The organism is Novosphingobium sp. GV079 (assembly GCF_003058045.1).
Taxonomy (GTDB): domain Bacteria; phylum Pseudomonadota; class Alphaproteobacteria; order Sphingomonadales; family Sphingomonadaceae; genus Novosphingobium; species Novosphingobium capsulatum.
This window is the reverse complement of the sequence record NZ_QBUE01000005.1, coordinates 181,612-204,447: the sequence shown is the minus strand read 5'-3', so window position 1 is coordinate 204,447 and position 22,836 is coordinate 181,612. Positions and strand designations below refer to the sequence as shown.

Sequence of the window (22,836 nt, the reverse complement as noted above, 5' to 3'; positions counted from 1 at the left end):
GCCTGAACCGCGCTTCTCAGTCATCCATCGCGGCCAGGCGCTTGGCCTGGTCTTCGGCGGTCAGCGCGTCGATCAGTTCGCCCAGACCCGGCCCGGCCAGCACTTCGGGCAGGCGATGAAGCGTCAGGTTGATGCGGTGGTCGGTCACCCGGCCTTGCGGGAAGTTGTAGGTGCGGATGCGTTCCGAGCGGTCGCCCGAGCCGACCAGGGCGCGGCGGGCCTCGGCCTCGGCGCCCTGGGCCTGTTCGCGGCGCAGGTCATAGAGCCGCGTGCGCAGCACCTGCATCGCCTTGGCGCGGTTCTTGTGCTGGCTGCGTTCGTCCTGCTGGGTCACCACCAGGCCGGTGGGCAGGTGCGTGATGCGCACGGCCGAATCCGTGGTGTTGACGTGCTGGCCGCCCGCGCCACTGGCGCGATAGATGTCGATCTTGAGGTCCTTGTCCTCGATCGCCACGTCCACTTCGTCTGCCTCGGGCAGCACGGCCACGGTCGCAGCGCTGGTGTGGATGCGGCCGCCGCTTTCCGTCACGGGCACGCGCTGCACGCGGTGCACGCCGCTTTCAAACTTCAGCCGCGCGAACACGCCCTGGCCGGCGACATGGGCGATCACTTCCTTGAAGCCGCCCAGTTCGCTGGCGTTGGCGCTGATCACTTCCACCTTCCAGCCCTGTTCGGCGGCAAAGCGTTCGTACATCCGGAACAGATCTGCGGCGAACAGCGCGGCTTCATCGCCACCGGTGCCGGCGCGGATTTCCAGCATGGCCGGGCGCACGTCGGCCGAATCGCGCGGCAGCATGGCGATCGCCAGCGCGCGTTCGGCCTCGGGCAAGGCGCCGCGCAGCTGCTGCATTTCCTCTTCGGCCAGCGCGCGCATTTCGGCATCGGGTTCGTTGAGCGCAGCAAGGCTGGCCAGCTCGTCGCGCATTACCTGCACGGCGCGGGCCGCGCGCGCGACCGGCTCCAGCTCGGCATAGTCGCGGCTGGCGGCGACGAATGCCTCCCCTTCCAGCGTGCCCGAAGCCAGGCGCGCTTCCAGTTCGGCGAAGCGCGCGCCGATCTGGCCCAGACGTGCGTCGGAAACGGCCATCAGGCGGCGATGTGCGCCGGAATCGCGTGCAGCGCCATGCGCTCCTGCGTGCCGGTCACGAGGTTCTTCACCGTCGCTTCACCGGCGGCCAGTTCCTCGTCACCCACGATCAGGGCAAAGCGCGCGCCGCTTTCGTTGGCCCGGCTCATCCGCTTCTTCATGTTGCCGCGATAGCCCATGTCCACCGTCAAGCCGCCGCGCCGCAGCGTGGCCGCCAGGCCCAGGCAGGCGGCCTCGGCCGCCGCGCCCATCGGCACGATCGCCACGTCGGCGGCCGGCTCCGTGATGGTGCGCGCATCGGCCACCAGCATGGCCAGACGCTCGATCCCGGCGGCCCAGCCCACCGCCGGGGTGGCCGGGCCACCCAGCGCTTCGAGCAGGCCGTCATAGCGCCCGCCGCCCAGCACGGTGCCCTGCGCGCCCAGCCGGTCGGTGATGAATTCGAACGCGGTGTGGCGATAGTAATCGAGGCCACGCACCAGCGCCGGCGCGCGCACCCAGGCAACGCCCGCCGCATCGAGGCCAGCGGTAACCTTGCCGAAGAAATCCTGCGCCTCAGCCGAGAGGAACTGGTCGATCATCGGCGCATCGGCCGTGAACGGCTTGTCGCGCGGATCCTTGGAATCAAGGATGCGCAGCGGGTTGCGTTCCAGCCGGTCCTGCGATTCTTCCGAAAGCTGGTCCTTGTGCGCGCGGAAATAGTCGATCAGCGCGGCACGCCACGCTTCGCGGCTCGGCGCATCGCCCAGGGTATTGAGGTTGAGCCTCACGCCATCGGCAATGCCCAGTTCGCGCAGCAACTGGTCAGCCATGACCAGCAGTTCCACGTCGGCCTGCGGTTCGGCCGCGCCGATCACTTCGGCATCGATCTGGTGAAACTGGCGATAGCGGCCCTTTTGCGGGCGCTCATAGCGGAACAGGGGCCCGTGCGTCGCGATCTTGAGCGGGGCGTGCTGCTGCCAGCCATTGGTGAGATAGGCGCGGGCGAGGCCAGCGGTGAATTCGGGCCGCAGCGTCAGCGATTCGCCGCCGCGATCCTCGAACGAATACATTTCCTTCGATACCACGTCGGTGGTTTCGCCCAGCGAGCGCGAGAACACGGTGGTCTTTTCAAACACCGGCATTTCCACCCGGCGAAAGCGATAGAGCTTGCGCACGCGCTCGAACGTTTCCACGACATGGCCGAACGCTTCCGCCTCGGCGCCGAAAATGTCCTGGGTGCCACGAATGGCCTGAGGGGTGGGAATGGTTTGCTTGCTCATGGCGCGCGCGGATAGCGGCTTTCGCGCGGTGGGGGAAGCATCCGTGGCGATCCGCCGCGTATTGTGCCCATCTGGCCGTTGCAGATGAGACCGCTTGGCGGCATGAAAGGCGCCATGCGCAAAACCCCCCAAGGCATTGGCCTGCTTTCCGCCCTTTCCACGTCCACCCTGGCACTTGCCACCCTGATCCTGGCGCAGCCCGCGCTGGCGCAGGTGCAGCCGGCGAGCAACAGCCGCCCGATGGCCGTGCCGATCGCCCATGGGGTGCCCGATGCGCAGGACGTGCCCTATCCCGGCACGATCGGGCTGCAGATCGATGCCACCGATCTGGCCACCGGGGCATTCCGGGTGGTGGAAACCGTGCCGGTGGCGGCCGATGCCAAGGAACTGATCCTGCAGCTGCCGGCCTGGCTGCCGGGCGAGCATGGCAATCGCGGCCCCGTGGCCGAGCTGGCCGGCATCACCTTTGAAGCCAAGGGCCAGAAGCTGGCCTGGACCCGCGACCCGGTGGAAGTGAACGCGTTCCACATCCCCCTGCCCGCCGGCACCAGCGAAGTGGTCGCCCGCTTCATCCACACCTCGCCGCTGCGCGACAGCGAAGGCCGCATCACCGTTACGCGCGAAATGCTCAACGTGCAGTGGGAGAAGATGAGCCTCTATCCCGCCGGTCACTATGTGCGGCAGATCAAGGTGCGTCCCACTGTCAGCTTCCCGCAGGGCTGGACCGTGTTCACCGCGCTGGATGGCAAGACGCAGAGCGGCGCGGGCAATACCGTGACCTGGGCCGAAACCGACTATGAAACCCTGGTCGATTCGCCGATCTTTGCCGGGCTCTATGCCGCGCGGCATGATCTGGGCCACAACGTCTATTTCGACCTGGTCGCCGACAAGCCCGAGCTGCTGGCGATCAAGCCGGAAAACCTGGCCGCCTATCGCAACCTGGCCGACGAAGCCGTGGGCGCATTCGGCGCGCGCCATTTCGATCACTACGATTTCCTGCTCGCGCTGACCGATCGCATGGGCAGCATCGGCCTGGAACACCACCGTTCCAGCGAAAACCAGCAGGAACCCAAGAGCCTGACCGACTGGGCCGCCTATGACTGGGACCGCAACGTGATCGCCCACGAATTCAGCCACAGCTGGGATGGCAAGTTTCGCCGCTCGGCCAAGCTGTGGACGCCCGACTATCGCCAGCCGATGCAGGACAACCTGCTGTGGGTCTATGAAGGGCAGACGCAGTTCTGGGGCCTGGTCCTGGCCGCACGCTCGGGCGTGCAGAGCAAGGACGTGGTCTTGGGCAGCCTCGCCAACTATGCCGGCACGTTCACCCAGACCGCCGGGCGCGACTGGCGCTCGGTGGAAGACACGACGATGGATCCCATCTTCGCCGCCCGCAAGCCCAAGCCCTATTCCTCGCTCACCCGCAACGAGGACTATTACACCGAAGGCGCGCTGGTGTGGCTGGAGGCCGACCAGATCATCCGCGACGGCACCGCCGGCAAGAAGGGCCTGGATGATTTCGCCAAGGCGTTCTTTGGCGTGCGCGACGGCGATTGGGGCGTGCTGACCTATGAATTCGATGACGTGGTCAAGACCCTGAATGGCGTTTATCCCTATGACTGGGCCACGTTCCTCAAGACCCGCCTGCAGACGCCGGGTCAGCCGGTGCCGCTGGGCGGGATCGAGCGCGGCGGCTACAAGCTGGAATTCAAGGACGAGCCCAACCCCTATGACAAGGCGCGCATGGCCGATGCCAAGGTGCTGAGCCTGTTCAACTCGCTGGGCGTGACGCTGGACAAGGACGGCAAGGTCACCGCCTCGCGCTGGGATGGCCCGGCGTTCAAGGCGGGGCTGGTTTCGGGCATGCAGGTGATGGCCGTGAACGGCGACGCCTATGACGCGGACAAGCTCAAGGGCGCGATCACCAATGCCAAGACCGGCAACCCCGGCGCCGGCCGCCCGATCGAACTGCTGGTCAAGCGTGACGATCGCTTTGTCACGCTGCCGATCACCTATGCCGATGGCCTGCGCTGGCCCTGGCTGGTGCGCACGGCGCCCGGAACGGCACCGACCGGTCTGGACAAGCTGCTGGCCCCGCACGCCAGCAAGCTGCCCGTGGGCAAGGCGGCCAAGTGATGGCAGGGGCCGGGCCAAGCCTGCATCTGGGCCGCCTGGCCCCACCCCGCTTCATCCTGTTCCTGGTGCTGCTGATGGGCGGCACCGGGGCGTGGTGGGTGTGGCATCCCCTCACCCGCAACAGTGGCGAACTGGCCGATTCGCTGGCCATGGGCTTTGATTTTGCGGCGCTGGCATTCCTGTTGTCGCTGGTGCCACTGCTGCGCTGTGCCGATGCCGATACGATGCGGCAAAGCGCGGTGGACAACGATGCCAACCGCGTGCTGGTGCTGTGCATCACCACGGTCCTGACCGCAGTGGTGATGGCATCGATCGCCGGCGAGCTGCCCCGCGCGGCGCATGGCGATTCGCTGGCCAAGCTGCGGCTGATCGGCACGCTCATGCTGACCTGGCTTTTTGCCAACACGGTATATGGGCTGCACTATGCCCATCTTTACTATACCCGCGATGAGAGCAACGGGCGCGATCGCGGCGGGCTGGACTTTCCCGGCACCGACACGCCCGACTACTTCGATTTCGCCTATTTTTCCTTCACCTTGGGCATGACGTTCCAGACTTCGGACACCGGGATCACCGCGGGCCGGATCCGCCGCATCGTCACGCTGCACTCGTTTGCCGCGTTCGTTTTCAACATCGGCGTGATCGCTTTCACCATCAATGCGCTGGGTGCAGGTTAACCAAAGCGGCGGGCTATCGATCACAAGTATTGTTGCGGCGCAACAGCCACGGCGCTAGAGCGCGTAGCACTGCGAACAACAACCGGCCCCGCGCGGGCCTGAACCAAGGCAAGACAGAACCGATGCGCATCGACCTTATCCCCACCGGGGACAATCCGCCCGAAAGCCTCAACGTGGTCATCGAAGTGCCGGTTGGCGGCGAACCGGTGAAGTATGAATTCGACAAGGATTCGGGCGCGCTGTTCGTCGATCGCATCCTGCACACGCCGATGCGCTATCCGGCCAACTACGGCTTCGTGCCGCACACCCTGTCGCCCGATGGTGATCCGCTCGATGCCCTGGTGATCGCGCGTTCGCCGTTCATCCCCGGCTGCGTCGTGCGCGCCCGCCCGATCGCCGTGCTGAACCTGGAAGACGAACAGGGCGGCGACGAAAAGCTGGTCTGCGTGCCGGTGGATTCGACCTTCCCGTACTACACCGAAGTGCTGGAAAAGGATCACCTGCCCGAGATCGTGCTCAAGCAGATCGAGCACTTCTTCACCCACTACAAGGACCTGGAAAAGGAAAAGTGGGTGCGTGTGGGCACCTGGGGCGGCGCCGACGATGCCCGCCGCATCACCACCGAAGCCATTGTCCGCTACAACGAAGCCAAGGCCGCCAAGGCCGCAGCCGAATAAGCCGCGCTTCCGCGCCAGCGGCATGAACAAGAGGCCAGGGTCAGCACCGACCCTGGCCTCTTTTCGTTTTCGGCTGCGCGACATTTTCCGCCCATCAGCGGGACCCCGGATCGCGTCCGGGGTGACGAAAAATATAGTTTGCGTAAAAGCTTATAGTCACCCCGGACTTGATCCGGGGTCCCACGCCAGGCTTCGATTTACCGATGCCTTAAGCCGCGGCGCAGGCCTGGCAGCGACCACGGATTTCCACCACGGGGCGCACGTCGGCAAAACCGGCGTCGCGGGCGGCTTCGCGCAAGTGGCCGGTCAGGCTGTCGTTGTCGATGTGGGTCACCTGGCCGCAGGCGTCGCAGATCAGGAAGATGCAATCGTGGCGGCAGCCGGGGTGGCTGTTGGCGACATAGGCATTGGCGCTTTCCACCCGGCGCGCCAGGTTGGTGCGCACGAACAGGTCGAGAATGCGATAGACGCTGTTGGCAGCCACGCGCTTGCCCCGGCGCTGCCCCACGCTTTCGGCAATGTCATAGGCCGAGGCCGGGCGTTCCTGCGCGGCGAGCGCGGCAAAGACATCGGCGCGCATGTCGGTCCACTGCTCGCCAGAAACGGTCAGCGCCTCGCGCGCGGCAGAAACCAGGCCTTCGCCGGCATAGTCATGATGAAGGTGGGAACCCATGGCCCAGAGATAGGCATTTGCCCACGCAGTTGCAAATCAGTGCTGCGTGAAATCGGGCTTCCACCACTGCGGGAACGTGCGGTGCAATGCGTCCACCCGCGCCACGTCCCAGCGCAGGATATAGGGATGGCGCGGATTGCGGAAGGCGAAGTCCTGATGCTCGGCCGGGCCGGGATAGAAACCGCGCCATGGTTCGATGCGCGTCACGATCGGCTGGCGCCACAGCTTGAGCGCCTTGAGCTGCGCCACATAGGCGCGCGCGACGCGGGCCTGTTCCGGCCCGATCGGCACCAGCGCGTTGCGGTATTGCGGGCCGACATCGGGTTCCTGCCGGTCGAGCTGGGTGGGATCGCTGGCCACCCCGAAAAAGACCTGGAGCAGCTGGTCATAGCGGATGCGCGCCGGGTCATAGGTCACGCGGATCGATTCGGCATGGCCGGTCGTGCCGGTGCTGACCGTCTCGTAATCGGCATCGGCAGCGCGGCCACCTTCAAAGCCGGAAACCACGCTGGTCACACCGACCAGGTGGCTGAACACTGCCTCCATCCCCCAATAGCAGCCACCGGCAAAGACCGCGGTCTTGAGGCCGGGGGTTTCATGGGCAGGGATCACCGCAGCCGGCGCCTTGACCGGCGCATCGGCGTGGGCGGGTTGCAGGCAGGCCGACAGGGCCAGCGCCAGCAGTGCGGGAAATGCCGCCCCCGGCCATGCCAGAAAGCGGCGCGCGCTCACTGCTCAGACCCCACGGTCGGCGCGGCAGATGCCGCCGCAACCGGTGCGAAAACATGGGCCGCGTTGAACACCGTAAAGCCCATGCCGACGGCGCCGATAGCGAAGCCAACTAGGAGCGAACGGAAGAAGTCTTTGCGAAGCAAACCCATGTTGAAGTTCCGGCAATAATCAGTTTCAAAATGCTACTTAGCACAGAAGCGACGTTTGCCCTAGTGCCAAATCGGCCATAGGGCAGAAAATCACTGTCCAACCGTGCATATTGTTCGACGAACGGCGTGAACCCAGCGCGGATCAGGGCCGCAGGGTCACCCACACCGGGGCGTGGTCGCTGGCCTTTTCCCGCCCGCGATAGGCCTTGTCGACGCCGGCCGACACCAGCCGATCGGCCAGTTCAGGGCTGAGCAGGGCGTGATCGATGCGAAAGCCGTGGTCGCGCTGCCAGGCACCGGCCTGATAGTCCCAGAACGTCCACACGCCGCCCTGCGGATGGTGCAGGCCGATCGCGTCGGTCCAGCCGGCGCCGAGCAGGCGGTGATAGGCATCGCGCGATTGCGGCTGCATCAGCGCGTCATCGGCCATGGCGCGCGTGTCCCAGATATCGTTCTCACGCGGGATCACGTTGTAATCGCCCAGGATCGCGGCGGGCACTTCCTCGGCCCAGATCTGGTCCATGCGCGCGTGCAGGCGGTCCATCCAGCGCAGCTTGTAATCGAACTTGGGGCCAGGCTGGGGATTGCCGTTGGGCAGGTAGATGCACACCACGCGCACGCCGAACACATCGGCCTCGAGATAGCGGGAATGCTCGTCCTCCGGCTCTCCGGCCAGGCCGCGCTGCACTTCCACCGGCTTTTGCCCGTCGGCCAGGATCGCCACGCCATTGAAGCCCTTCTGGCCGTGCCAGATGGCGTGATAGCCGATCTTCTCGAACTCGGCCGCCGGAAAGCCTTCGTCCTGCGTCTTGATTTCCTGCAGGCAGGCCACGTGCGGCCGGGTTTCCTCCAGCCATTCGAGCAGGCGCGGCAGGCGCGCCTTGATGCCGTTGATGTTGAAGCTGGCCAGCTTGAGCGGGGTATGCGCGGGCGCGGTGCTCACACCGAGAAACTCGCGCCGCAGCCACAGCCCGATGCGGCATTGGGATTGGTCACGCGGAAGGCCGCGCCGCCCAGGGATTCGACATAATCGACTGTCGCCCCGCCAACCAGATCGAGGCTCATCGCATCGACCACCAGGCGCACGCCGTCGGTTTCCACCACGGTATCGTCAGCCTCGACCGCCTCGGCCAGGCCAAAGCGGTATTGAAAGCCCGAACAGCCGCCCCCTTCCACGGCCAGGCGCAGGATCGCGGGCTTGGCCTGCTTGGCGGCGATCGTGGCCACGCGCGCGGCGGCCGAAGGGGCGAGGATGATGGAGGGCTGGCTCATGCCTTGCGAGATAGGCGCGGCAGGCATGCCGCTCAAGTGCCTGTGGACATATGCCGCCCGCTATCGGTAGCACGAGAGCCATGACCACACCGCTGCCCCCTCGCTTCATCCCCGGCCCGCACGGCCTGCGCCTGGCCACCCGCTTCGTGCCCGGCGCCGGCCCGGCGCTGGTGTTCCTGCCCGGCTACATGTCAGACATGGCCGGGGGAAAGGCCCAGGCCGTGATGGATTGGGCCGTGGCGCAGGGGCGTGCCTGCCTGTTGCTCGATTATTCCGGCTGCGGCCTGTCGGAAGGCGAATTTGCCCAAGGCACGCTGTCACGCTGGCGTGACGAGGTCGTGGCGCTGGTCGCGGCGCATGAACTGGACGAAGTCGTGCTGATCGGCTCGAGCATGGGCGGCTGGCTCATGCTGCTGGTGGCGCAGGCACTGGGCACCACGGCGCGCGCGCTGGTGGGCCTGGCCGCTGCCCCCGATTTCACCACCTGGGGCTATGATGGCGATCAGCAGGCCGCGCTGGCGGCGGGCGAGACGATCCTTGAAGACAATCCCTATGGCCCCGAACCCACGCCCACCCATGCCGCGTTCTGGGCGGATGGCCAGGCCTTGCTGCAATTGAACGATACCGTTCCATTCGATGGCGCGGTGCGCCTGATCCATGGCCAGGCCGATGCCGATGTGCCGTGGAACATCGCGCTGCGCCTCGCCGCGGCGCTGCGTTCAGCCGATGTGCAGGTCCACCTGATCAAGGACGGCGACCACCGCCTGTCGCGGCCGCAGGACATTGCCGTGCTGCTCGCCACGCTCGCCCAGCTTCTGTCCGAATAGAGCGATACCCCCCATGCTCCTGGCCGCTGCCGCCCTGCTTGTCTCTCCCGCCCTGCCCGCGCCGGTGGCGCACCAGGTTGGGCCCAATCCCCGGCCGATGGAATTCGGCGCCCTGCCCACGCCCGGCCGCCGCCGCAATGCCGCCAGCGGGAACGAGGCCGAGCCGGCCCCGGAAAAGCACGATCGCCTGGCCGACTGCCTGACCGTGGGGCGCAGCAATCCCGACCTGGCGATCAGCCTGGCGCGGCACTGGCTGGACGAGGTGAAGCTGCCCTCGGAACGCGTGCGCGCCAACCAGTGCCTGGGCATGATGCTGAGCCAGCAGGGTGATTTCGATGGCGCCGTGGCCGCGTTTGGCGATGCCGTGGGCCTAATCCCCGAAGCCCAGGCGGTGGGCGCCGTGCCGCTGATGGCGATGGCCGGCAATGCCGCGCTGGCCGCTGGCAAGCCGCAGGATGCCTTGACCTGGCTGGATCGCGCCACCGTGGTGCACGGCTTTGCCGACAATCTGGCCATGGCCGCGATCCAGGATGACCGCGCCCGCGCCCTGGTGGCGCTCAACCGCAACGCGGATGCCATGGCCGCACTCGCCAAGTCGCACGAACTCGCGCCGCAGAATGCCGAAGGCTGGCTGCTGTCGGCCACGCTCTATCGCCGCGACAAGAACCTCGCCGCCGCGCAGCACGATATCGAAGAGGCCGCGCGCCTTTCCCCGCGCGATCCGGCGGTGGGCGTGGAAGCCGGCGTGATCGCCATGCTGGGCAACCGCGAGGATGCCGCAAGGCAATCATGGCAATCAGTGGTGGCGATGTCTCCCGCCAGCGACGAAGCCCGCGTGGCGCGTGGCTACCTTGAACAGATCGGCGCGGCCCCCACATCCAGTCCTGTTCCGCCCAAGCCGGGCCAGGATGAGGAAATTACCCGATGAAACTGTCCGTTCTCGATCTGGTGCCGGTGATCGAGGGCGGCACCATCCCCCAGGCCATGGCCGATGCCGCGCTGCTGGCCAAGGCCGCTGAAGAGGCCGGCTATCACCGTTATTGGGTGGCCGAACATCACGGCATGCCCGGCATTGCCGGTGCAGCGGTCTCGGTCGTGCTGGCCCATGTTGGGCACCACACCCAAACCATCCGGCTGGGCGCGGGCGGCATCATGCTGCCCAACCACAACCCGCTGGTGATTGCCGAACAGTTCGGCGCGCTCGATGCGCTCTATCCCGGCCGCATCGACCTGGGGCTGGGCCGTGCGCCCGGTGCCGACCAGCGCATCGTGCGCGCGCTGCGCAAGGATGTGAACCGCGCGGCCGAAGATTTCCCGGCCGACGTGGTCGAACTCCAGGCCCAATTTGCCGGCGACACGCGCCTGCCACTGGCTGCCACGCCTGGCCATGGCGCCCCGGTCGATCTGTGGATCCTGGGATCGAGCCTGTTCGGCGCGCAGCTGGCCGCCATGCTGGGCCTGCCCTATGCCTTTGCCAGCCACTTCGCGCCCGACCATCTCGACGGTGCGATCAAGCTCTATCGCGAGCGGTTCCAGCCTTCTGCCAGCCTCGAACAGCCCTATGTCATGGCGGCCATCAACGTGCTCTGCGCGCCGAGTGACGAAGAAGCGCAGTTCCTGGCGAGCAGCCAGGACCAATCGTTCGTGCGGCTGCGCAGCGGCGATCCCGGGCGCCTGCCGCCGCCAATTGCCGGCTATCGCGAGACGCTGGCCGGCCCGCAACTGGCGACGCTCGACCATTTCCGCCAGGTGAGCGCGATCGGCAGCCCCGCCACGGTGCGCGCCGGGCTGGAAGCCTTTCAACACCGCACCGGCGCCGACGAGCTGATCGTGGCCGGCGCCACGTTCGATCCGGCCTTGCGCCGCCGCTCGCTCCGGCTCACCATGGATGCGCTGACGCCGGCTGCGGCGAACACCTAAGGGGCAGATGGGGGCGATGGTGAGGCTTTCATGCCATCACCAGCGGTTTCCGACCCCGCGACGTCAGAGCGGCGGTTTTCAATTCAGGTTTCATTCGTTACCACCCAGCCAACGATAACGAAACGGCGGGCATATGAACCCGACCCGCCCGGGAATGCAGGAAGCGAACGCCATGGCGAGCACGATTGATCCCAATGCCCCAGTCACGCCCTCAGCCGGGGCAGGCGGGGGCGGGCCCGATGCCGAGCATCTGGTTTCAGCCTTGGCTGCGCGCCTGGCCGGCGCCTTGCTGCCTGGTGACGAGGCGGACTTTACCGGGGAGCGCCTGACCGAGGCGGCCCGCTTCACCCTGGCCACCGCCGCCCTGCGCCAGGGGCCTGATGCCGCCGTGGCGATCGAATCGATGGGCGGGCAGCGCGCGCTGCGCATTGCCGTGATCAACGATGACATGCCGTTCCTGGTGGATTCGATCGCGGCGACAATCACCGCGCAGGGCCTGACCATCGAAAAGCTGCTGCACCCCGTGCTGGCGGTGCGGCGCGATCCGCATGGCGCGCTGATCGACCTGCCGAGCGGCGAGGCGATCGGTGAACTGCGCGAATCCATGATCTATCTGGAAACCGAGCGGGCCGATGCCAAGGCCCGCCGCGAGCTGGCCGCCGCGCTGAGCGCGACGCTGGCCGATGTCCACGCCGCGGTGGCCGATTGGCCGCAGATGCAGGGCCTGATGCAGCATGATGCGCGCGGCCTGCCCGATTCCGAAGGCGCCGCGCTGCTGCGCTGGCTGGCCGATGGCATGTTGACCCAGCTGGGCCACGTCACCCGCCACCGCGATGGCACCGTGACCGAGGCGCTGGGCATCTGCCGCGCCACCGATGCGCCGCTCTTGTCCGATGCCTCTTATGCCCGCGCCTTTGCCTGGTTCGACAAGATCGGCACGCGCGGCGAAGACGCGGTGCGCATCCCGCTGATCGTCAAGGCCAACCGCATTGCCCTGGTGCACCGCCAGGTGCCGCTCGACCTGTTCCTGGTGCCGGTGAGCGAAGGTGGCAGGATCACCGCGCTGTCGGTTCACGCCGGGGTATGGACCAGCTCTGCCCTGGCGGCCACGCCCGATCGCGTGCCGCGCATGCGCAGCCAGCTCGATACGCTGATGAAGAAGCTGGGCTTCGATCCGGCCGGCCACGCCGGCAAGGCGCTGGTCCATGCGCTGACGGCGCTGCCACACGATCTGCTGATCAGCTTTTCCGATGCCGATCTGGAACGCATCGCCACCACCATGATGGTGCTGGTCGATCGCCCGCGCCCGCGCCTGGCGCTGGTGCGCGCGCCGCTGGAGCGGCATCTCTATGCGTTTGTCTGGCAGCCGCGTGACAGCCAATCGACGCAAGTGCGCGAACAGGTCGCGCAGATGCTGGAACAGGCCACCGGCGGCCAGGTGCTCGATTGGAGCCTGCAGGTCGAAGGCAGCACCCTGGCGCTGACCCGCTTTGCCATCGACATGCGCGGCGAGGAAGACACCCTTGCCGACGACGGCGAAGGGATCGACGAAGCAGCGCTCGACGCCGCGTTCCAGACCCTGGTGCGCGGCTGGGAAGCGGCGGTGGAAGCCGAACTGGCCAAGACCGAGGAACCAACCCGCGCCGCCGCGATCGCCTCGCGCTATGCCACGGCGTTCCCGGTGGGCTATCGCGCCGGCTATGGCGCGGCAGAGGCCGCCGGCGATATCCGCGTGCTGCGCGCGCTGACCGCTGACGACGCGCCACGCCGCGCCGTGCGGTTGCACCGGCTGAGTGGCGAATCCGCCCTGCGGCTCAAGCTCTATCAGCGCGAAGGTGCGATCGTGCTGTCCGATGCCGTGCCCGTGCTGGAAAACTTCGGCTTTCGCGCGCTGGAAGAAGTGCCCACCGCGCTCGACCATGGCAAGCTGGGCTTCATCCACGATTTCCTGGTGGCCCACCCCGCCGATACCACGCCCGAGGCGCTGCTGGCGCGCGCGACGGCGATCGAGGAATCGCTGGCCGCCGTGCTCAACGGCGTGGCCGAGGATGATGCGTTCAATCGCCTGATCGTGGCCGTGGGCCTGACCGCGACCGAGGCCAACTGGCTGCGCGCCTGGTATCGCTATCTGCGTCAGGCCGGCATGACCTTTGGCATCGCCACCGTGGTCGATGCGCTCAAGAACGCGCCTGACGTGACGCGCGGCCTCATCGGCTTCTTCCGCGCCCGCCACGATCCCGCCTTTGCCGGTGACCGCAAGCACGGCGGCGAAGCTGCGGCCGAGCAGATCCGCACTGGCCTGGGCCAAGTCGCCGCGATCAACGACGACCGCCTGCTGCGCAGCTTCCGCGCGCTGGTCGAGGCGATCCTGCGCACCAACGCCTTTGCCCCGGCGGCGGCCGAGGCAGTGGCTTTCAAGATCGATTCGGCGCTGGTGCCCGGCCTGCCCAAGCCGGTGCCGTGGCGCGAAATCTTCGTCTATTCGCCGCGAGTGGAAGGCATTCACCTGCGCGCCGGGCCAGTGGCGCGCGGTGGCCTGCGCTGGTCTGACCGCCGCGACGATTTCCGCACCGAAATCCTCGGCCTGATGAAGGCGCAGCGCGTGAAGAACGCGGTGATCGTGCCAACCGGGGCCAAAGGCGGCTTTTATCCCAAGCAGTTGCCCGATCCCGTGCGCGAGCGCGAAGCCTGGCTGGCCGAGGGCAAAACGAGCTATCAGGTGTTCATCCGCACGCTGCTGTCGATCACCGACAACATCGTCGATGGCGCCGTGGTCCATCCCGAAGGCGTGCTGATCCGCGACGGCGAAGACCCCTATTTCGTGGTCGCCGCAGACAAGGGCACGGCGACGTTTTCCGACGTGGCCAATGCGATCGCGGCCGAGCGCAACTTCTGGCTGGACGACGCCTTCGCCAGCGGCGGTTCCAAGGGCTATGACCACAAGGCGATGGGCATTACCGCCAAGGGTGCCTGGCTGTCGGTTCAGCGCCACTTCCTGGAACTGGGCGTCGATGTGCAGACCGACCCTGTGCGCGTGGTGGGCGTGGGCGACATGTCGGGCGACGTGTTCGGCAACGGCATGCTCTTGTCCAAGGCGCTCAAGATCGTGGCGGCGTTCGATCATCGCCACGTGTTCCTCGATCCCGATCCCGATCCGGCCAAGAGCTGGGAAGAGCGCGCGCGCATGTTCGCGCTGCCCCGGTCCAGCTGGGACGATTATGACAAGAGTCTGATCTCGGAAGGCGGCGGCGTGTTTCCGCGCAGCCTCAAGGCGATCCCGCTCAGCCCGCAGGTCCAGACGATCCTGGGCGTGGCGGTGGATGAACTCGATCCCGACACGCTGATCGCGCTGATCCTCCAGGCGCCGGTGGACCTGCTGTGGTTTGGCGGCATCGGCACCTATCTCAAGGCATCGAGCGAGGCCAACGTCAACGTCGGCGATCCGGCCAACGATGCCTATCGCATTTCGGCCAACGAAGTGCGCGCGCGGGTGATCGGCGAAGGCGCCAACCTGGGCATGACCCAGGCCGCGCGCATCGAATATGCCCTGCACGGTGGCCGCGTGAACACCGACTTCATCGACAATTCGGCCGGCGTCGATTGTTCGGACAACGAGGTCAACATCAAGATCGCGCTGGCCAGTGCCAAGCGCGCCGGCCGCCTGGACGAGGATGGCCGCGTCGCCCTGCTGTCCAGCATGACCGACGCGGTGGCGCACCTGGTGCTGGAGGACAACCGCCTGCAGGCGCTGGGCCTGTCCATCGCCGAGCGGGGCGGCACGCAGGCGGTGCCGGCGCTGACCCGACTGATCGACGTGCTGGAAGAAAGTGGCGATCTCGATCGCAAGACCGAAGGGCTAGCGCCGTCGGATGACTATGCCCGCCGCGCGGCGGCCGGCATGGGGCTGACCCGGCCCGAACTGGCCGTGCTGGTCTCTTCCACCAAGCTGGTCTTGCAGCGCGCGCTGGAAGAAAGCCCGGTGGTAGATGATCCGGTGCTGGAAGAAGAACTGCTCGGCGCCTTCCCCGCCGCGATGCGCGAGACCTTCGAGACCGATATCGTGCATCACCGCCTGCGCCGCGAAATCATCGCGACCAAGCTGGCCAACCGCATCGTCAATCGGCTTGGCCCGGTGCACCCGTTCGAGCTGGCCGAAGAAGAAGGGATGACCCTGGCCCAGGTGGCGGCCGCATTCGTGGCGGCAGAGCGCCTGCTCGGCCTGGCGGAAACCTGGGCCCTGCTCGATACCGCGCCGATGGGCGAGGCGCTGCGCCTGTCGCTGTTCGAACGCACCGCGCAGGCCCTGCGTGGCCACATCGCCGATGTGCTGCGCTCGTGCCATGGCACGCTCAAGCCCGACGCCTTGATCGCGGATCTGTGTGGCGGGGTGGGCCGGCTTTCGCATACCACGGCCGAGCTGCTGCGCGGCGAAGCGCAGGCGCAGGCGCGGCGGCTAGGCCAGGAACTGACCGATGCGGGCACGCCGCAGGACGTGGCCGAACGCGTGGTGCATCTGTTCGATCTGGATGGCGCCATCGGCCTGGCGCATCTGGCCGACGAGCTGGATGTGGATGCCGTGGTGCTGACCGGCGCCTTTGCCGATCTGGGGGCCAACCTCGGGATCGACTGGGCCCAGCAGACTGCCGCGCGGATGAACCCGTCCGATCCGTGGGAGCGCCTGCTGGTGGCGGGCCTGGCCCGCGATTTCCAGCAGATGCGCATGGAATTCCTGCGCCGGATGGGCGGCAGCAATCCCGATGCCAGCGCACATCAGTGGCTCAAGGCCAAGGCCGATCCCGTGCGCCAGCTGCGCAGCCTGATCGCCCGCGCCCAGGCAACCGCAGCGGTAACCCCGGCCATGCTGGCCCAGATCGCCAGCCAGGCGCGCAGCCTGCTGCTGCGCTGAATGACGTAAATTAATGGTGCGGCGCGCTTGACGCGCCGCACCATTTGTCCACAACCCTCCTCCCCACGCGAGAGGAGGACTTCATGGGTACATTCGAGGCCGGTTTTGCAGATGTGGTGATCGTCGGCGCAGGCCATGGCGGCGCGCAGGCGGCCATTGCCCTGCGGCAGAACGGCTTTGAGGGATCGATCCTGGTGATCGGTCGCGAGCCCGAATTGCCCTATGAACGCCCGCCGCTGTCCAAGGAATACCTGGCCCGCGACAAGACGTTCGAGCGGATCATGATCCGCCCCGGCGCTTTTTGGCAGGACAAGGGCGTGGAAATGGCGCTGGGCCACGAAGTGGTCGCGGTCGATCCCGAGGCGCGCAGCCTGCGTACCGCCGATGGCGCCACGCTCAGCTATGGCAACCTGATCTGGGCCACCGGCGGCGACGCGCGGCGCCTGTCCTGCGCCGGGCACGATCTGGCCGGGGTGCACGGCGTGCGCACTCGCGCCGATGCCGATCGCCTGATGGCCGAGCTCGACGCCGGGGCCAAGCGCGCGGTGGTGATCGGCGGCGGCTACATCGGGCTGGAAGCAGCCGCGGTGCTGACCAAGCTGGGCTGCCATGTCACCCTGCTGGAAGCCTTGCCGCGCGTGCTGGCGCGCGTGGCCGGAGAGGCGCTGTCCACCTTCTATCAGGACGAGCACCGCGCCCATGGCGTTGACCTGCGCACCGAAGTGGCGGTCGATTGCCTGGAAGGCGATGGCACCAAGGTAACCGGCGTGCGCCTGGCCGATGGCCATGTGCTGCCGGCCGATCTGGTGATCGTGGGTATCGGCATCATTCCCCAGGTTGGCCCGCTGCTGGCCGCTGGCGCCGCCGGTGGCAACGGGGTGGACGTGGACGAATATTGCCGCACGTCGCTGCCGCATGTCTATGCGATCGGCGATTGCGCCGCCCATGCCAACGATTTTGCCGATGGCGCGGTGATCCGCCTGGAATCGGTGCAGAATGCCAATGACCAGGCGACCACCGCCGCCAAGGCGATCTGCGGCACGCTGGTGCCGTACAAGGCCACGCCGTGGTTCTGGTCCAACCAGTATGACTTGCGCCTGCAGACCGTGGGCCTGTCGACCGGCCACGATCTCGCCGTGCTGCGCGGCGATCCGGCCACGCGCAGCTTTTCGGTGGTCTATCTCAAGCAGGGCAAGGTGATCGCGCTCGATTGCGTGAACATGGTCAAGGACTATGTCCAGGGCAAGAAACTGGTGGAAGCGCGTTCGCAGATCGCGGCAGAGCGCCTGGCCGATGCCAGCGTGCCGCTGAAAGACATGCTATAAGAACGTCATTCACACGAAGCCACGAAGGCACAAAGAGAAACTGTGGTTTCCTTGGTGGCTTCGTGGCTTTGTGTGAAAGATCTTGTGGTCAGGCCAGCCCGGTCAGCGCTTTGAGATCGGCTTCGGGGCGGGCGCCATAGTGCGAGATGATCTCGGCCGCGCAGACCGCGCCCAGGCGCAGGCTTTCAGCGAGCGGCAGCCCGCGCACGTGGCCATAGAGGAACCCGGCGGCAAACAGATCCCCCGCACCCGTGGTATCGACCACCTTGTCGATCGGCTGGGCCGACACATGGGCTTCCTCGCCGGCGTGGCAGGCATGGGCGCCCTGCGCGCCACGCGTGACGACCAGCGTGGGCACCTTGCCGCTGAGCGCGGCCATGCCATCGTGAAAGTCGTCATGCCCGGTCAGCGCGGCCAGTTCGTGCTCGTTGGCAAACAGGATATCGATCATGCCATCGGCGATCAGGGCGCGGAAATCATCGCCATGGCGCGAGATGACAAAGGCATCCGACAGGGTGAAGGCCACCTGTGTGCCGGCGGCGCGCGCGGCGGCGATCGCCTTGCGCATGGCGGCGCGGGGCTCTTCCGGGTCCCACAGATAGCCTTCGAGATAGAGCACGCCCGATGCAGCGATGACGCCTTCATCCAGCGCGGCCGCCGGCAGGAACTGCGAAGCGCCCAGGAACGTGTTCATCGTGCGCTGGCCATCGGGCGTCACGAAAATCAGGCACTGCGCCGTGGGCGGATCACCCGCGCGCGCAGCCGTATCGAACGCGATCTTGCCAGCGCGGATATCGTGGGCAAAGACCCGGCCGAACTGGTCATCGGCCACCTGGCCGATGAACGCGCACGACGCGCCCAGCGCGGCGAGGCCGGCCAGCGTATTGGCAGCCGAACCGCCGGAAATTTCGCGCGCCGGGCCCATCGCGGCATAGAGCGCGGCGGCGCGTTCGGCGTCGACCAGGGTCATCCCGCCCTTGGCCAGGCCCAGTTCGGCAATCGCATCGTCGGTGGCAGGGGCCATGACGTCGACGATGGCATTGCCGATGGCAATGACGTCAAAACGGCGCGCTACGGCGGGTTGGGCGGCGGAAGTGTCGGCCATGGTCTCTTTCGCAACGAATGGGGAAGGCAATAACCCTGCCGCCTACCCGCAGCGTCGGCCGGCCGCAAGGCTGCATGCGTTGGCTTGCATCCGCGCCCGCGCCGCGCCATCACCGCGCCATGTTACGCCCTGCTCCGGTCGCCGCCCTGCCCAGCCCTTTCGCGAACGCTTCCGCCCGCCCTGCGTGGCGGGCATGGATGGCCGCCGCCATCGGCGCGGCGCTGTTGGCCGGGTGCAGCGGCGCCGTGCCGAGCAGCAAGGGTCCCGGGCGCTTGCCCGCGCCAGGCCGCACGCCGGGCGGCCGGCCGTCCACGCATCTGCCCGCGCCGCAGCCGCGCCCTGCCCCCACCATCCAGATCGCCCCGGGATTGCAGGGCGTGATCGGCAGCGATGCAGAAGGCCTGGTGCGCCAGTTCGGCCCGCCCCGGCTGGACATCAAGGAAGAAGACGCGCGCAAGCTGCAATGGAGCGGCACCGCGTGCATTCTCGATGCCTATCTCTACCCGCCACAGGGCGGTGGCCGCCCCATCGCCACCTATGTCGATGCGCGGCGGGGCGATGGGCGCGAGGTGGACCGCGCCGCCTGCGTCGCGGCCCTGCGCCAGCGCCCCTGAGCCGCGGGGCTATACCGGCCGCGGCATCGTGCCGGGCCGGTATGCCGCGCGATCAGGTCAGACCTGCCACCACTTGCGGCGGGCGACCGCCACGGTGCCGGTGGGATGACCATCGACATCGGTAATGGTTTCCACGCGCGTGGCCGGCGTTTCCACCACGGGCATTTCAGACAGCGCCTCGGCCCGGCCTTCCGCCCGCGCCGCGCGCATTTCCGCGTCACGCGCGGCGCTCTCGCGATCACGACGGTTCCGCAGCCCGTCATAGCTCCACGCCACCTGGCGGTGGGCGAACAGCGCCAGCAGGCCGCCGGCAATCGCCAGGTTCTTGAGCGCTTCGACCACCTGCGTATGATCGAGCAGGTTGTGGTGGAAGAACAGTATGGTCAGCAGGGTAAAGCCGGCCAGCAGCACGGCAAAGATCCGCGTGGCCACGCCGAACATCAGCGCCAACCCGCCGATCAGCTCGAACAGCCCGACGGGCAGCGCCAGATCGGGCGTCAGGCCGACACCGGCGAGCGCCACTTGCGTGCCGCTGACGTCAAACAGCTTTCCCATGCCAGATATAATGAAAAGAAGCGACAGCAGGATTCGCCCTGCCAAGGCCGCGATGGTGTTCATGGGCGTACCTTTCCATGCCAGTGTCCACCCCCGTCCTCCGATGAGGTTACGGGGCAACAATGGTGGCAAGGCCGGTTAGGTTCCTTGGCCCGCTCGACAGGGCACACCATCACCCCCCAACGGCAGGGCTGATTGCGGGCGCGAATCGCTGCTGACCAGCCATGGGGCAAAGGCCGACACACCGGGGCGCGCGGCCTGTTCCAGCGTGACCTCGTCCAGCACCGCCAGGAATGCCTCCAGTGCGCGGGCGACGGCGCCGCTCAGCGCGCAATCCCCGTTCATGCGGCAATTTGCGCAATCGACCAGGCGCAGGCCCTTTTCCAGCGCGCGCACGACCTGGCCAACGCGCAGCGCTGCCGGCGGCTGGGCCAGGCACAGCCCGCCGTTGCGGCCCCGCACGCTGATGGCAAAGCCTTCGTGGACCAGCGCCTGCGCCACCTTGGCGACGTGATGGTAGGACAGCCCCTGTTCTGCGGCAAAGCCGGGCAGTGCCAGCGGCGCATCCGGGCGCCGCGCCATGGCGATCAGCAGGCGCAGGCCATAGTCGGTGTGCTGGGTCAATTGCATCGGCCCAGCCTGCGGCAAAGCGCTTGCACGAATCAAGTAAAACAAATACCGGTATTTTTAATACCACATTAGGAGAACGTCGATGCGAACCGCTTCCGCCCAAGCCATCGCCACGGTCAAGGCTACTGCCCCGGCGCTGGAAAAGCATGGGCTCGCCATCACCACCGCCATGTACAAGCGCTTGTTCGAAAACGCGGAAGTGGCGGCGATGTTTGATCGTGCGGCGCAGGACAGCGGCGAACAGCCACGCCGGCTGGCGGCCGCGATCCTGGCCTATGCCCGCAATATCGACAAACTCGGCGCGCTCACCGGTCCGGTACAGCGCATGGTGGCGCGCCACGTGGAAACCGGCGTGAAGGCGGAACACTATCCGCTGGTGGCAGAAGCGCTGCTGCCGGCGATTCGCGATGTGCTGGGCGCCGAGGTGGCGACCGATGCCGTGCTGGCCGCCTGGGGCGAAGCCTATTGGATGCTGGCCGACATTCTCATCGCCGCCGAAGCGGAAGCCTATGCCGCGGCATGAGGCGCATTGAACTGCCGCGCCATTACAGGCGCGGCAGGGTTACCCCGCGCTGGCCCATGTATTTGCCGGCGCGATCGGCATAGCTGATCTCGCACGGCTCGTTGCCCTGAAGGAACAGGAACTGGCACGCCCCCTCGTTGGCATAGATGCGCGCGGGCAGCGGCGTGGTGTTGGAAAACTCCAGCGTCACGTGTCCTTCCCAGCCGGGTTCGAGCGGGGTGACATTCACGATGATGCCACAGCGGGCATAGGTGGACTTGCCGAGGCAAATCACCAGCACATCGCGCGGCACGCGGAAATATTCGACGGTGCGCGCCAGGGCAAACGAGTTGGGCGGGATCACGCAGACGTCGGTCTTGCGATCGACGAACGAGTTGGCGGCGAAATCCTTGGGATCGACCACCGCCGAATCGACATTGGTGAAGATCTTGAATTCATCGGCCACGCGCGCGTCATAGCCATAGGATGACAGGCCATAGCTGATGCAGCCATCGCGGCGCTGATTTTCCACGAAAGGCTCGATCATGCCCTCGGTCAGCGCCTTGTTGCGAATCCACTTGTCGGAAAGAATGGACAAGGCCGGTCCTTTGCGTGTGCAGCCAGAAAAAAGCTCAGCCCAGGTAGGCCGGGCCGAACGCGCGCGGTAGCAGGAATGACAGGCGTTCTTCAACCACGACCCCGTCGCCCCCGGCACTGAGCACCAGCGGGTCGGTGCCGCCCAGCGCAGCCTGTTCATACAGCACTTGGCGGCAGCGGCCGCACGGGGTGATCGGCTCGCCATCCACGCCCTCGGGCCCGCCGGCCACGGCCACGGCAACAAGCCCGCCGCGCTGCCCGGCATGCCCACCGGCGGCGGTGGCCGTGGCACTGGCCACGGTTTCGGCGCAGAGCGACAAGCCATAGCTGGCATTTTCAACGTTGCACCCGGTCACCACGCTGCCATCGCCGAACAGCAGCGCAGCGCCCACGGTGAAATGCGAATAGGGCGCATAGGCAGTTTCACGCGCAGCGCGGGCAGCGGCGATCAGCGCGGTGCGGTTTGCGTCATCAGGCATCATCTTCAAATCCATCAGGGTTGCACCACCACCCAGCGCAGCGGGCCAGGCGCGGCCTTGCCGTGGTAGCGATCGGTGGCGGTCCACATCACGAAAGGCCGGCCGGCATAGCCGGGCTCGAGATAATCCTGGCGCACCCAGATGTTGCGATCGATCACTGCGGCCAGGTGATAGCGGCTTTCGATCCCGCGCGAGAGCATCAGGATCGCCGGCTTGCCAGCGTGCATTTCCACCTGGTTGAGGAACGTCGTCAGCTCGCTTTGCAGCGCGGCCTCGGTCGGCGGGGTGGGGCAGCTGCGCTGGTTGATATCGAGTGCGACCGCTGGCGGCAGCAGCGCATCTTCGCGCGGGACCATGGTGACGAAGTTGGCCGCCTGCGCATCGCCCGGCGCGCACAGGTCATAGACATGCACCGCGCCCACCTGCAGCCCGGCGGTGCGCGCCTGGTCGAGGCTGTCGGTAAAGGCATCGTCGCGCCGCTGCGGGCCTTCGCTGGCCGTCAGATAGACGAAATCGGCGCCATCGCCCTTGAGCAGGCGCCAATCGATCGGGGCATCGTGCACGTCGGCCCAGGCGCCCTGCACCGGAAAATGCTGCCGATCAGGCCGCCACACGCGCGATTGCCACCACAGCAGGCCCGCGCCCACCAGCACGGCCAGCAGCAATGCCGCCAGCGCGCGCCGCAACGCCGAATTCCTGCGCTTTGCCATG

General features: G+C 67.0%; 23 protein-coding genes. 10 read left to right on the top strand and 13 right to left on the bottom strand.

All coding sequences use genetic code 11. The annotated features are described in order from the left end of the window. Window positions 1-16 precede the first annotated feature (16 nt). On the bottom strand, window positions 17-1,087 hold the full coding sequence (prfA, locus tag C8K14_RS08850; protein WP_107716406.1) for a peptide chain release factor 1: 1,071 nt from the start codon (window positions 1,085-1,087) through the stop codon (window positions 17-19). Beyond that, complete coding sequence (gene hisS / locus C8K14_RS08845; RefSeq protein WP_107716405.1) at window positions 1,087-2,349, bottom strand: histidine--tRNA ligase; 1,263 nt, start codon at window positions 2,347-2,349, stop codon at window positions 1,087-1,089. Before hisS ends, prfA begins: the two co-directional genes overlap by 1 nt. A gap of 114 nt (window positions 2,350-2,463) precedes the next feature. On the opposite strand from hisS, the gene C8K14_RS08840 reads away from it, so the two are divergent. From C8K14_RS08840 to ppa, 3 genes are all read left to right on the top strand, one after another. Next, window positions 2,464-4,485 carry a M61 family metallopeptidase gene (locus tag C8K14_RS08840; RefSeq protein ID WP_199223704.1) on the top strand — a complete coding sequence of 674 codons (2,022 nt, stop codon included), beginning with the start codon at window positions 2,464-2,466 and terminating at the stop codon, window positions 4,483-4,485. Beyond that, window positions 4,485-5,162: a DUF1345 domain-containing protein gene (locus C8K14_RS08835; protein WP_107716403.1), complete on the top strand. Its 678-nt coding sequence runs from the start codon at window positions 4,485-4,487 to the stop codon at window positions 5,160-5,162. The genes C8K14_RS08840 and C8K14_RS08835 overlap by 1 nt, the downstream gene beginning before the upstream one ends. 122 nt (window positions 5,163-5,284) lie before the next feature. Then, window positions 5,285-5,839, top strand: a complete 555-nt coding sequence (gene ppa, locus C8K14_RS08830; protein WP_062783366.1) for an inorganic diphosphatase — start codon at window positions 5,285-5,287, stop codon at window positions 5,837-5,839. A 208-nt stretch (window positions 5,840-6,047) separates the two neighbouring features. Here the strand turns inward: ppa and C8K14_RS08825 are convergent, their stop codons facing one another. From C8K14_RS08825 to erpA, 5 genes are all read right to left on the bottom strand, one after another. Continuing rightward, window positions 6,048-6,512, bottom strand: a complete 465-nt coding sequence (locus C8K14_RS08825; protein WP_022674521.1) for a Fur family transcriptional regulator — start codon at window positions 6,510-6,512, stop codon at window positions 6,048-6,050. A gap of 36 nt (window positions 6,513-6,548) precedes the next feature. Then, the gene (gene msrA, locus C8K14_RS08820; RefSeq protein WP_233250985.1) at window positions 6,549-7,244 is read right to left on the bottom strand and encodes a peptide-methionine (S)-S-oxide reductase MsrA; all 696 of its coding nucleotides are present in this window, start codon (window positions 7,242-7,244) and stop codon (window positions 6,549-6,551) included. Further along, entirely contained in the window at window positions 7,241-7,393 is a 153-nt protein-coding gene (locus C8K14_RS22620) for a hypothetical protein (RefSeq protein WP_022674523.1), read from the bottom strand. The genes msrA and C8K14_RS22620 overlap by 4 nt, the downstream gene beginning before the upstream one ends. 142 nt (window positions 7,394-7,535) lie before the next feature. After that, window positions 7,536-8,336 (bottom strand): exodeoxyribonuclease III, encoded by an 801-nt coding sequence (xth, locus tag C8K14_RS08815; protein WP_062783363.1) that lies wholly within the window; start codon window positions 8,334-8,336, stop codon window positions 7,536-7,538. Continuing rightward, the gene (gene erpA, locus C8K14_RS08810; protein WP_022674525.1) at window positions 8,333-8,665 is read right to left on the bottom strand and encodes an iron-sulfur cluster insertion protein ErpA; all 333 of its coding nucleotides are present in this window, start codon (window positions 8,663-8,665) and stop codon (window positions 8,333-8,335) included. The genes xth and erpA overlap by 4 nt, the downstream gene beginning before the upstream one ends. Before the next feature lie 80 nt (window positions 8,666-8,745). On the opposite strand from erpA, the gene C8K14_RS08805 reads away from it, so the two are divergent. The 5 genes from C8K14_RS08805 (at window position 8,746) to C8K14_RS08785 (ending at window position 17,643) form a co-directional block, all read left to right on the top strand. Next, window positions 8,746-9,492, top strand: a complete 747-nt coding sequence (locus C8K14_RS08805; protein ID WP_107716402.1) for an alpha/beta fold hydrolase — start codon at window positions 8,746-8,748, stop codon at window positions 9,490-9,492. 13 nt (window positions 9,493-9,505) lie between these two features. Beyond that, on the top strand, window positions 9,506-10,420 hold the full coding sequence (locus C8K14_RS08800) for a hypothetical protein (protein ID WP_107716401.1): 915 nt from the start codon (window positions 9,506-9,508) through the stop codon (window positions 10,418-10,420). Next, a complete protein-coding gene (locus C8K14_RS08795) occupies window positions 10,417-11,412 on the top strand; it encodes an LLM class flavin-dependent oxidoreductase (protein ID WP_107716400.1) in 996 nt (331 codons plus the stop codon). Before C8K14_RS08800 ends, C8K14_RS08795 begins: the two co-directional genes overlap by 4 nt. 172 nt (window positions 11,413-11,584) lie before the next feature. Next, window positions 11,585-16,318 (top strand): NAD-glutamate dehydrogenase domain-containing protein, encoded by a 4,734-nt coding sequence (locus C8K14_RS08790; protein WP_107716519.1) that lies wholly within the window; start codon window positions 11,585-11,587, stop codon window positions 16,316-16,318. 83 nt (window positions 16,319-16,401) lie between these two features. Then, window positions 16,402-17,643, top strand: a complete 1,242-nt coding sequence (locus C8K14_RS08785; RefSeq protein WP_107716399.1) for an NAD(P)/FAD-dependent oxidoreductase — start codon at window positions 16,402-16,404, stop codon at window positions 17,641-17,643. A gap of 88 nt (window positions 17,644-17,731) precedes the next feature. Here the strand turns inward: C8K14_RS08785 and C8K14_RS08780 are convergent, their stop codons facing one another. Further along, a complete protein-coding gene (locus C8K14_RS08780) occupies window positions 17,732-18,748 on the bottom strand; it encodes an adenosine kinase (RefSeq protein WP_022674531.1) in 1,017 nt (338 codons plus the stop codon). Window positions 18,749-18,945: 197 nt separating this feature from the next. On the opposite strand from C8K14_RS08780, the gene C8K14_RS08775 reads away from it, so the two are divergent. Next, complete coding sequence (locus tag C8K14_RS08775) at window positions 18,946-19,362, top strand: hypothetical protein (protein WP_054131705.1); 417 nt, start codon at window positions 18,946-18,948, stop codon at window positions 19,360-19,362. Between the two features lie 57 nt (window positions 19,363-19,419). Here the strand turns inward: C8K14_RS08775 and C8K14_RS08770 are convergent, their stop codons facing one another. Beyond that, window positions 19,420-19,980 (bottom strand): DoxX family protein, encoded by a 561-nt coding sequence (locus tag C8K14_RS08770; protein ID WP_084390769.1) that lies wholly within the window; start codon window positions 19,978-19,980, stop codon window positions 19,420-19,422. A gap of 75 nt (window positions 19,981-20,055) precedes the next feature. Beyond that, entirely contained in the window at window positions 20,056-20,547 is a 492-nt protein-coding gene (locus C8K14_RS08765) for an Rrf2 family transcriptional regulator (RefSeq protein WP_107716398.1), read from the bottom strand. Between the two features lie 82 nt (window positions 20,548-20,629). On the opposite strand from C8K14_RS08765, the gene C8K14_RS08760 reads away from it, so the two are divergent. Next, window positions 20,630-21,070, top strand: coding sequence for a globin domain-containing protein (locus tag C8K14_RS08760; protein ID WP_062783345.1), 441 nt, complete (start codon window positions 20,630-20,632; stop codon window positions 21,068-21,070). 22 nt (window positions 21,071-21,092) lie between these two features. Here the strand turns inward: C8K14_RS08760 and dcd are convergent, their stop codons facing one another. The 3 genes from dcd to C8K14_RS08745 are packed head-to-tail and all read right to left on the bottom strand — an operon-like array spanning window position 21,093 to window position 22,835. Next, window positions 21,093-21,647 (bottom strand): dCTP deaminase, encoded by a 555-nt coding sequence (gene dcd, locus C8K14_RS08755; protein ID WP_062783342.1) that lies wholly within the window; start codon window positions 21,645-21,647, stop codon window positions 21,093-21,095. 34 nt (window positions 21,648-21,681) lie between these two features. Beyond that, window positions 21,682-22,125 carry a cytidine deaminase gene (locus tag C8K14_RS08750; RefSeq protein ID WP_233252667.1) on the bottom strand — a complete coding sequence of 148 codons (444 nt, stop codon included), beginning with the start codon at window positions 22,123-22,125 and terminating at the stop codon, window positions 21,682-21,684. 14 nt (window positions 22,126-22,139) lie between these two features. After that, window positions 22,140-22,835: a glycoside hydrolase family 25 protein gene (locus C8K14_RS08745; RefSeq protein WP_022677661.1), complete on the bottom strand. Its 696-nt coding sequence runs from the start codon at window positions 22,833-22,835 to the stop codon at window positions 22,140-22,142. Window position 22,836 lies beyond the last annotated feature (1 nt).

Bases quoted from the DNA above. Each gene is read 5' to 3' on its own strand.
- prfA (WP_107716406.1), bottom strand. From the start codon at position 1,087: ATGGCCGTTTCCGACGCACGTCTGGGCCAGATCGGCGCGCGCTTCGCC.
- hisS (WP_107716405.1), bottom strand. From the start codon at position 2,349: ATGAGCAAGCAAACCATTCCCACCCCTCAGGCCATTCGTGGCACCCAG.
- C8K14_RS08840 (WP_199223704.1), top strand. From the start codon at position 2,464: ATGCGCAAAACCCCCCAAGGCATTGGCCTGCTTTCCGCCCTTTCCACG.
- C8K14_RS08835 (WP_107716403.1), top strand. From the start codon at position 4,485: ATGGCAGGGGCCGGGCCAAGCCTGCATCTGGGCCGCCTGGCCCCACCC.
- ppa (WP_062783366.1), top strand. From the start codon at position 5,285: ATGCGCATCGACCTTATCCCCACCGGGGACAATCCGCCCGAAAGCCTC.
- C8K14_RS08825 (WP_022674521.1), bottom strand. From the start codon at position 6,512: ATGGGTTCCCACCTTCATCATGACTATGCCGGCGAAGGCCTGGTTTCT.
- C8K14_RS22620 (WP_022674523.1), bottom strand. From the start codon at position 7,393: ATGGGTTTGCTTCGCAAAGACTTCTTCCGTTCGCTCCTAGTTGGCTTC.
- erpA (WP_022674525.1), bottom strand. From the start codon at position 8,665: ATGAGCCAGCCCTCCATCATCCTCGCCCCTTCGGCCGCCGCGCGCGTG.
- C8K14_RS08805 (WP_107716402.1), top strand. From the start codon at position 8,746: ATGACCACACCGCTGCCCCCTCGCTTCATCCCCGGCCCGCACGGCCTG.
- C8K14_RS08800 (WP_107716401.1), top strand. From the start codon at position 9,506: ATGCTCCTGGCCGCTGCCGCCCTGCTTGTCTCTCCCGCCCTGCCCGCG.
- C8K14_RS08795 (WP_107716400.1), top strand. From the start codon at position 10,417: ATGAAACTGTCCGTTCTCGATCTGGTGCCGGTGATCGAGGGCGGCACC.
- C8K14_RS08790 (WP_107716519.1), top strand. From the start codon at position 11,585: ATGGCGAGCACGATTGATCCCAATGCCCCAGTCACGCCCTCAGCCGGG.
- C8K14_RS08785 (WP_107716399.1), top strand. From the start codon at position 16,402: ATGGGTACATTCGAGGCCGGTTTTGCAGATGTGGTGATCGTCGGCGCA.
- C8K14_RS08780 (WP_022674531.1), bottom strand. From the start codon at position 18,748: ATGGCCGACACTTCCGCCGCCCAACCCGCCGTAGCGCGCCGTTTTGAC.
- C8K14_RS08775 (WP_054131705.1), top strand. From the start codon at position 18,946: ATGGCCGCCGCCATCGGCGCGGCGCTGTTGGCCGGGTGCAGCGGCGCC.
- C8K14_RS08770 (WP_084390769.1), bottom strand. From the start codon at position 19,980: ATGAACACCATCGCGGCCTTGGCAGGGCGAATCCTGCTGTCGCTTCTT.
- C8K14_RS08765 (WP_107716398.1), bottom strand. From the start codon at position 20,547: ATGCAATTGACCCAGCACACCGACTATGGCCTGCGCCTGCTGATCGCC.
- C8K14_RS08760 (WP_062783345.1), top strand. From the start codon at position 20,630: ATGCGAACCGCTTCCGCCCAAGCCATCGCCACGGTCAAGGCTACTGCC.
- C8K14_RS08750 (WP_233252667.1), bottom strand. From the start codon at position 22,125: ATGCCTGATGACGCAAACCGCACCGCGCTGATCGCCGCTGCCCGCGCT.
- C8K14_RS08745 (WP_022677661.1), bottom strand. From the start codon at position 22,835: ATGGCAAAGCGCAGGAATTCGGCGTTGCGGCGCGCGCTGGCGGCATTG.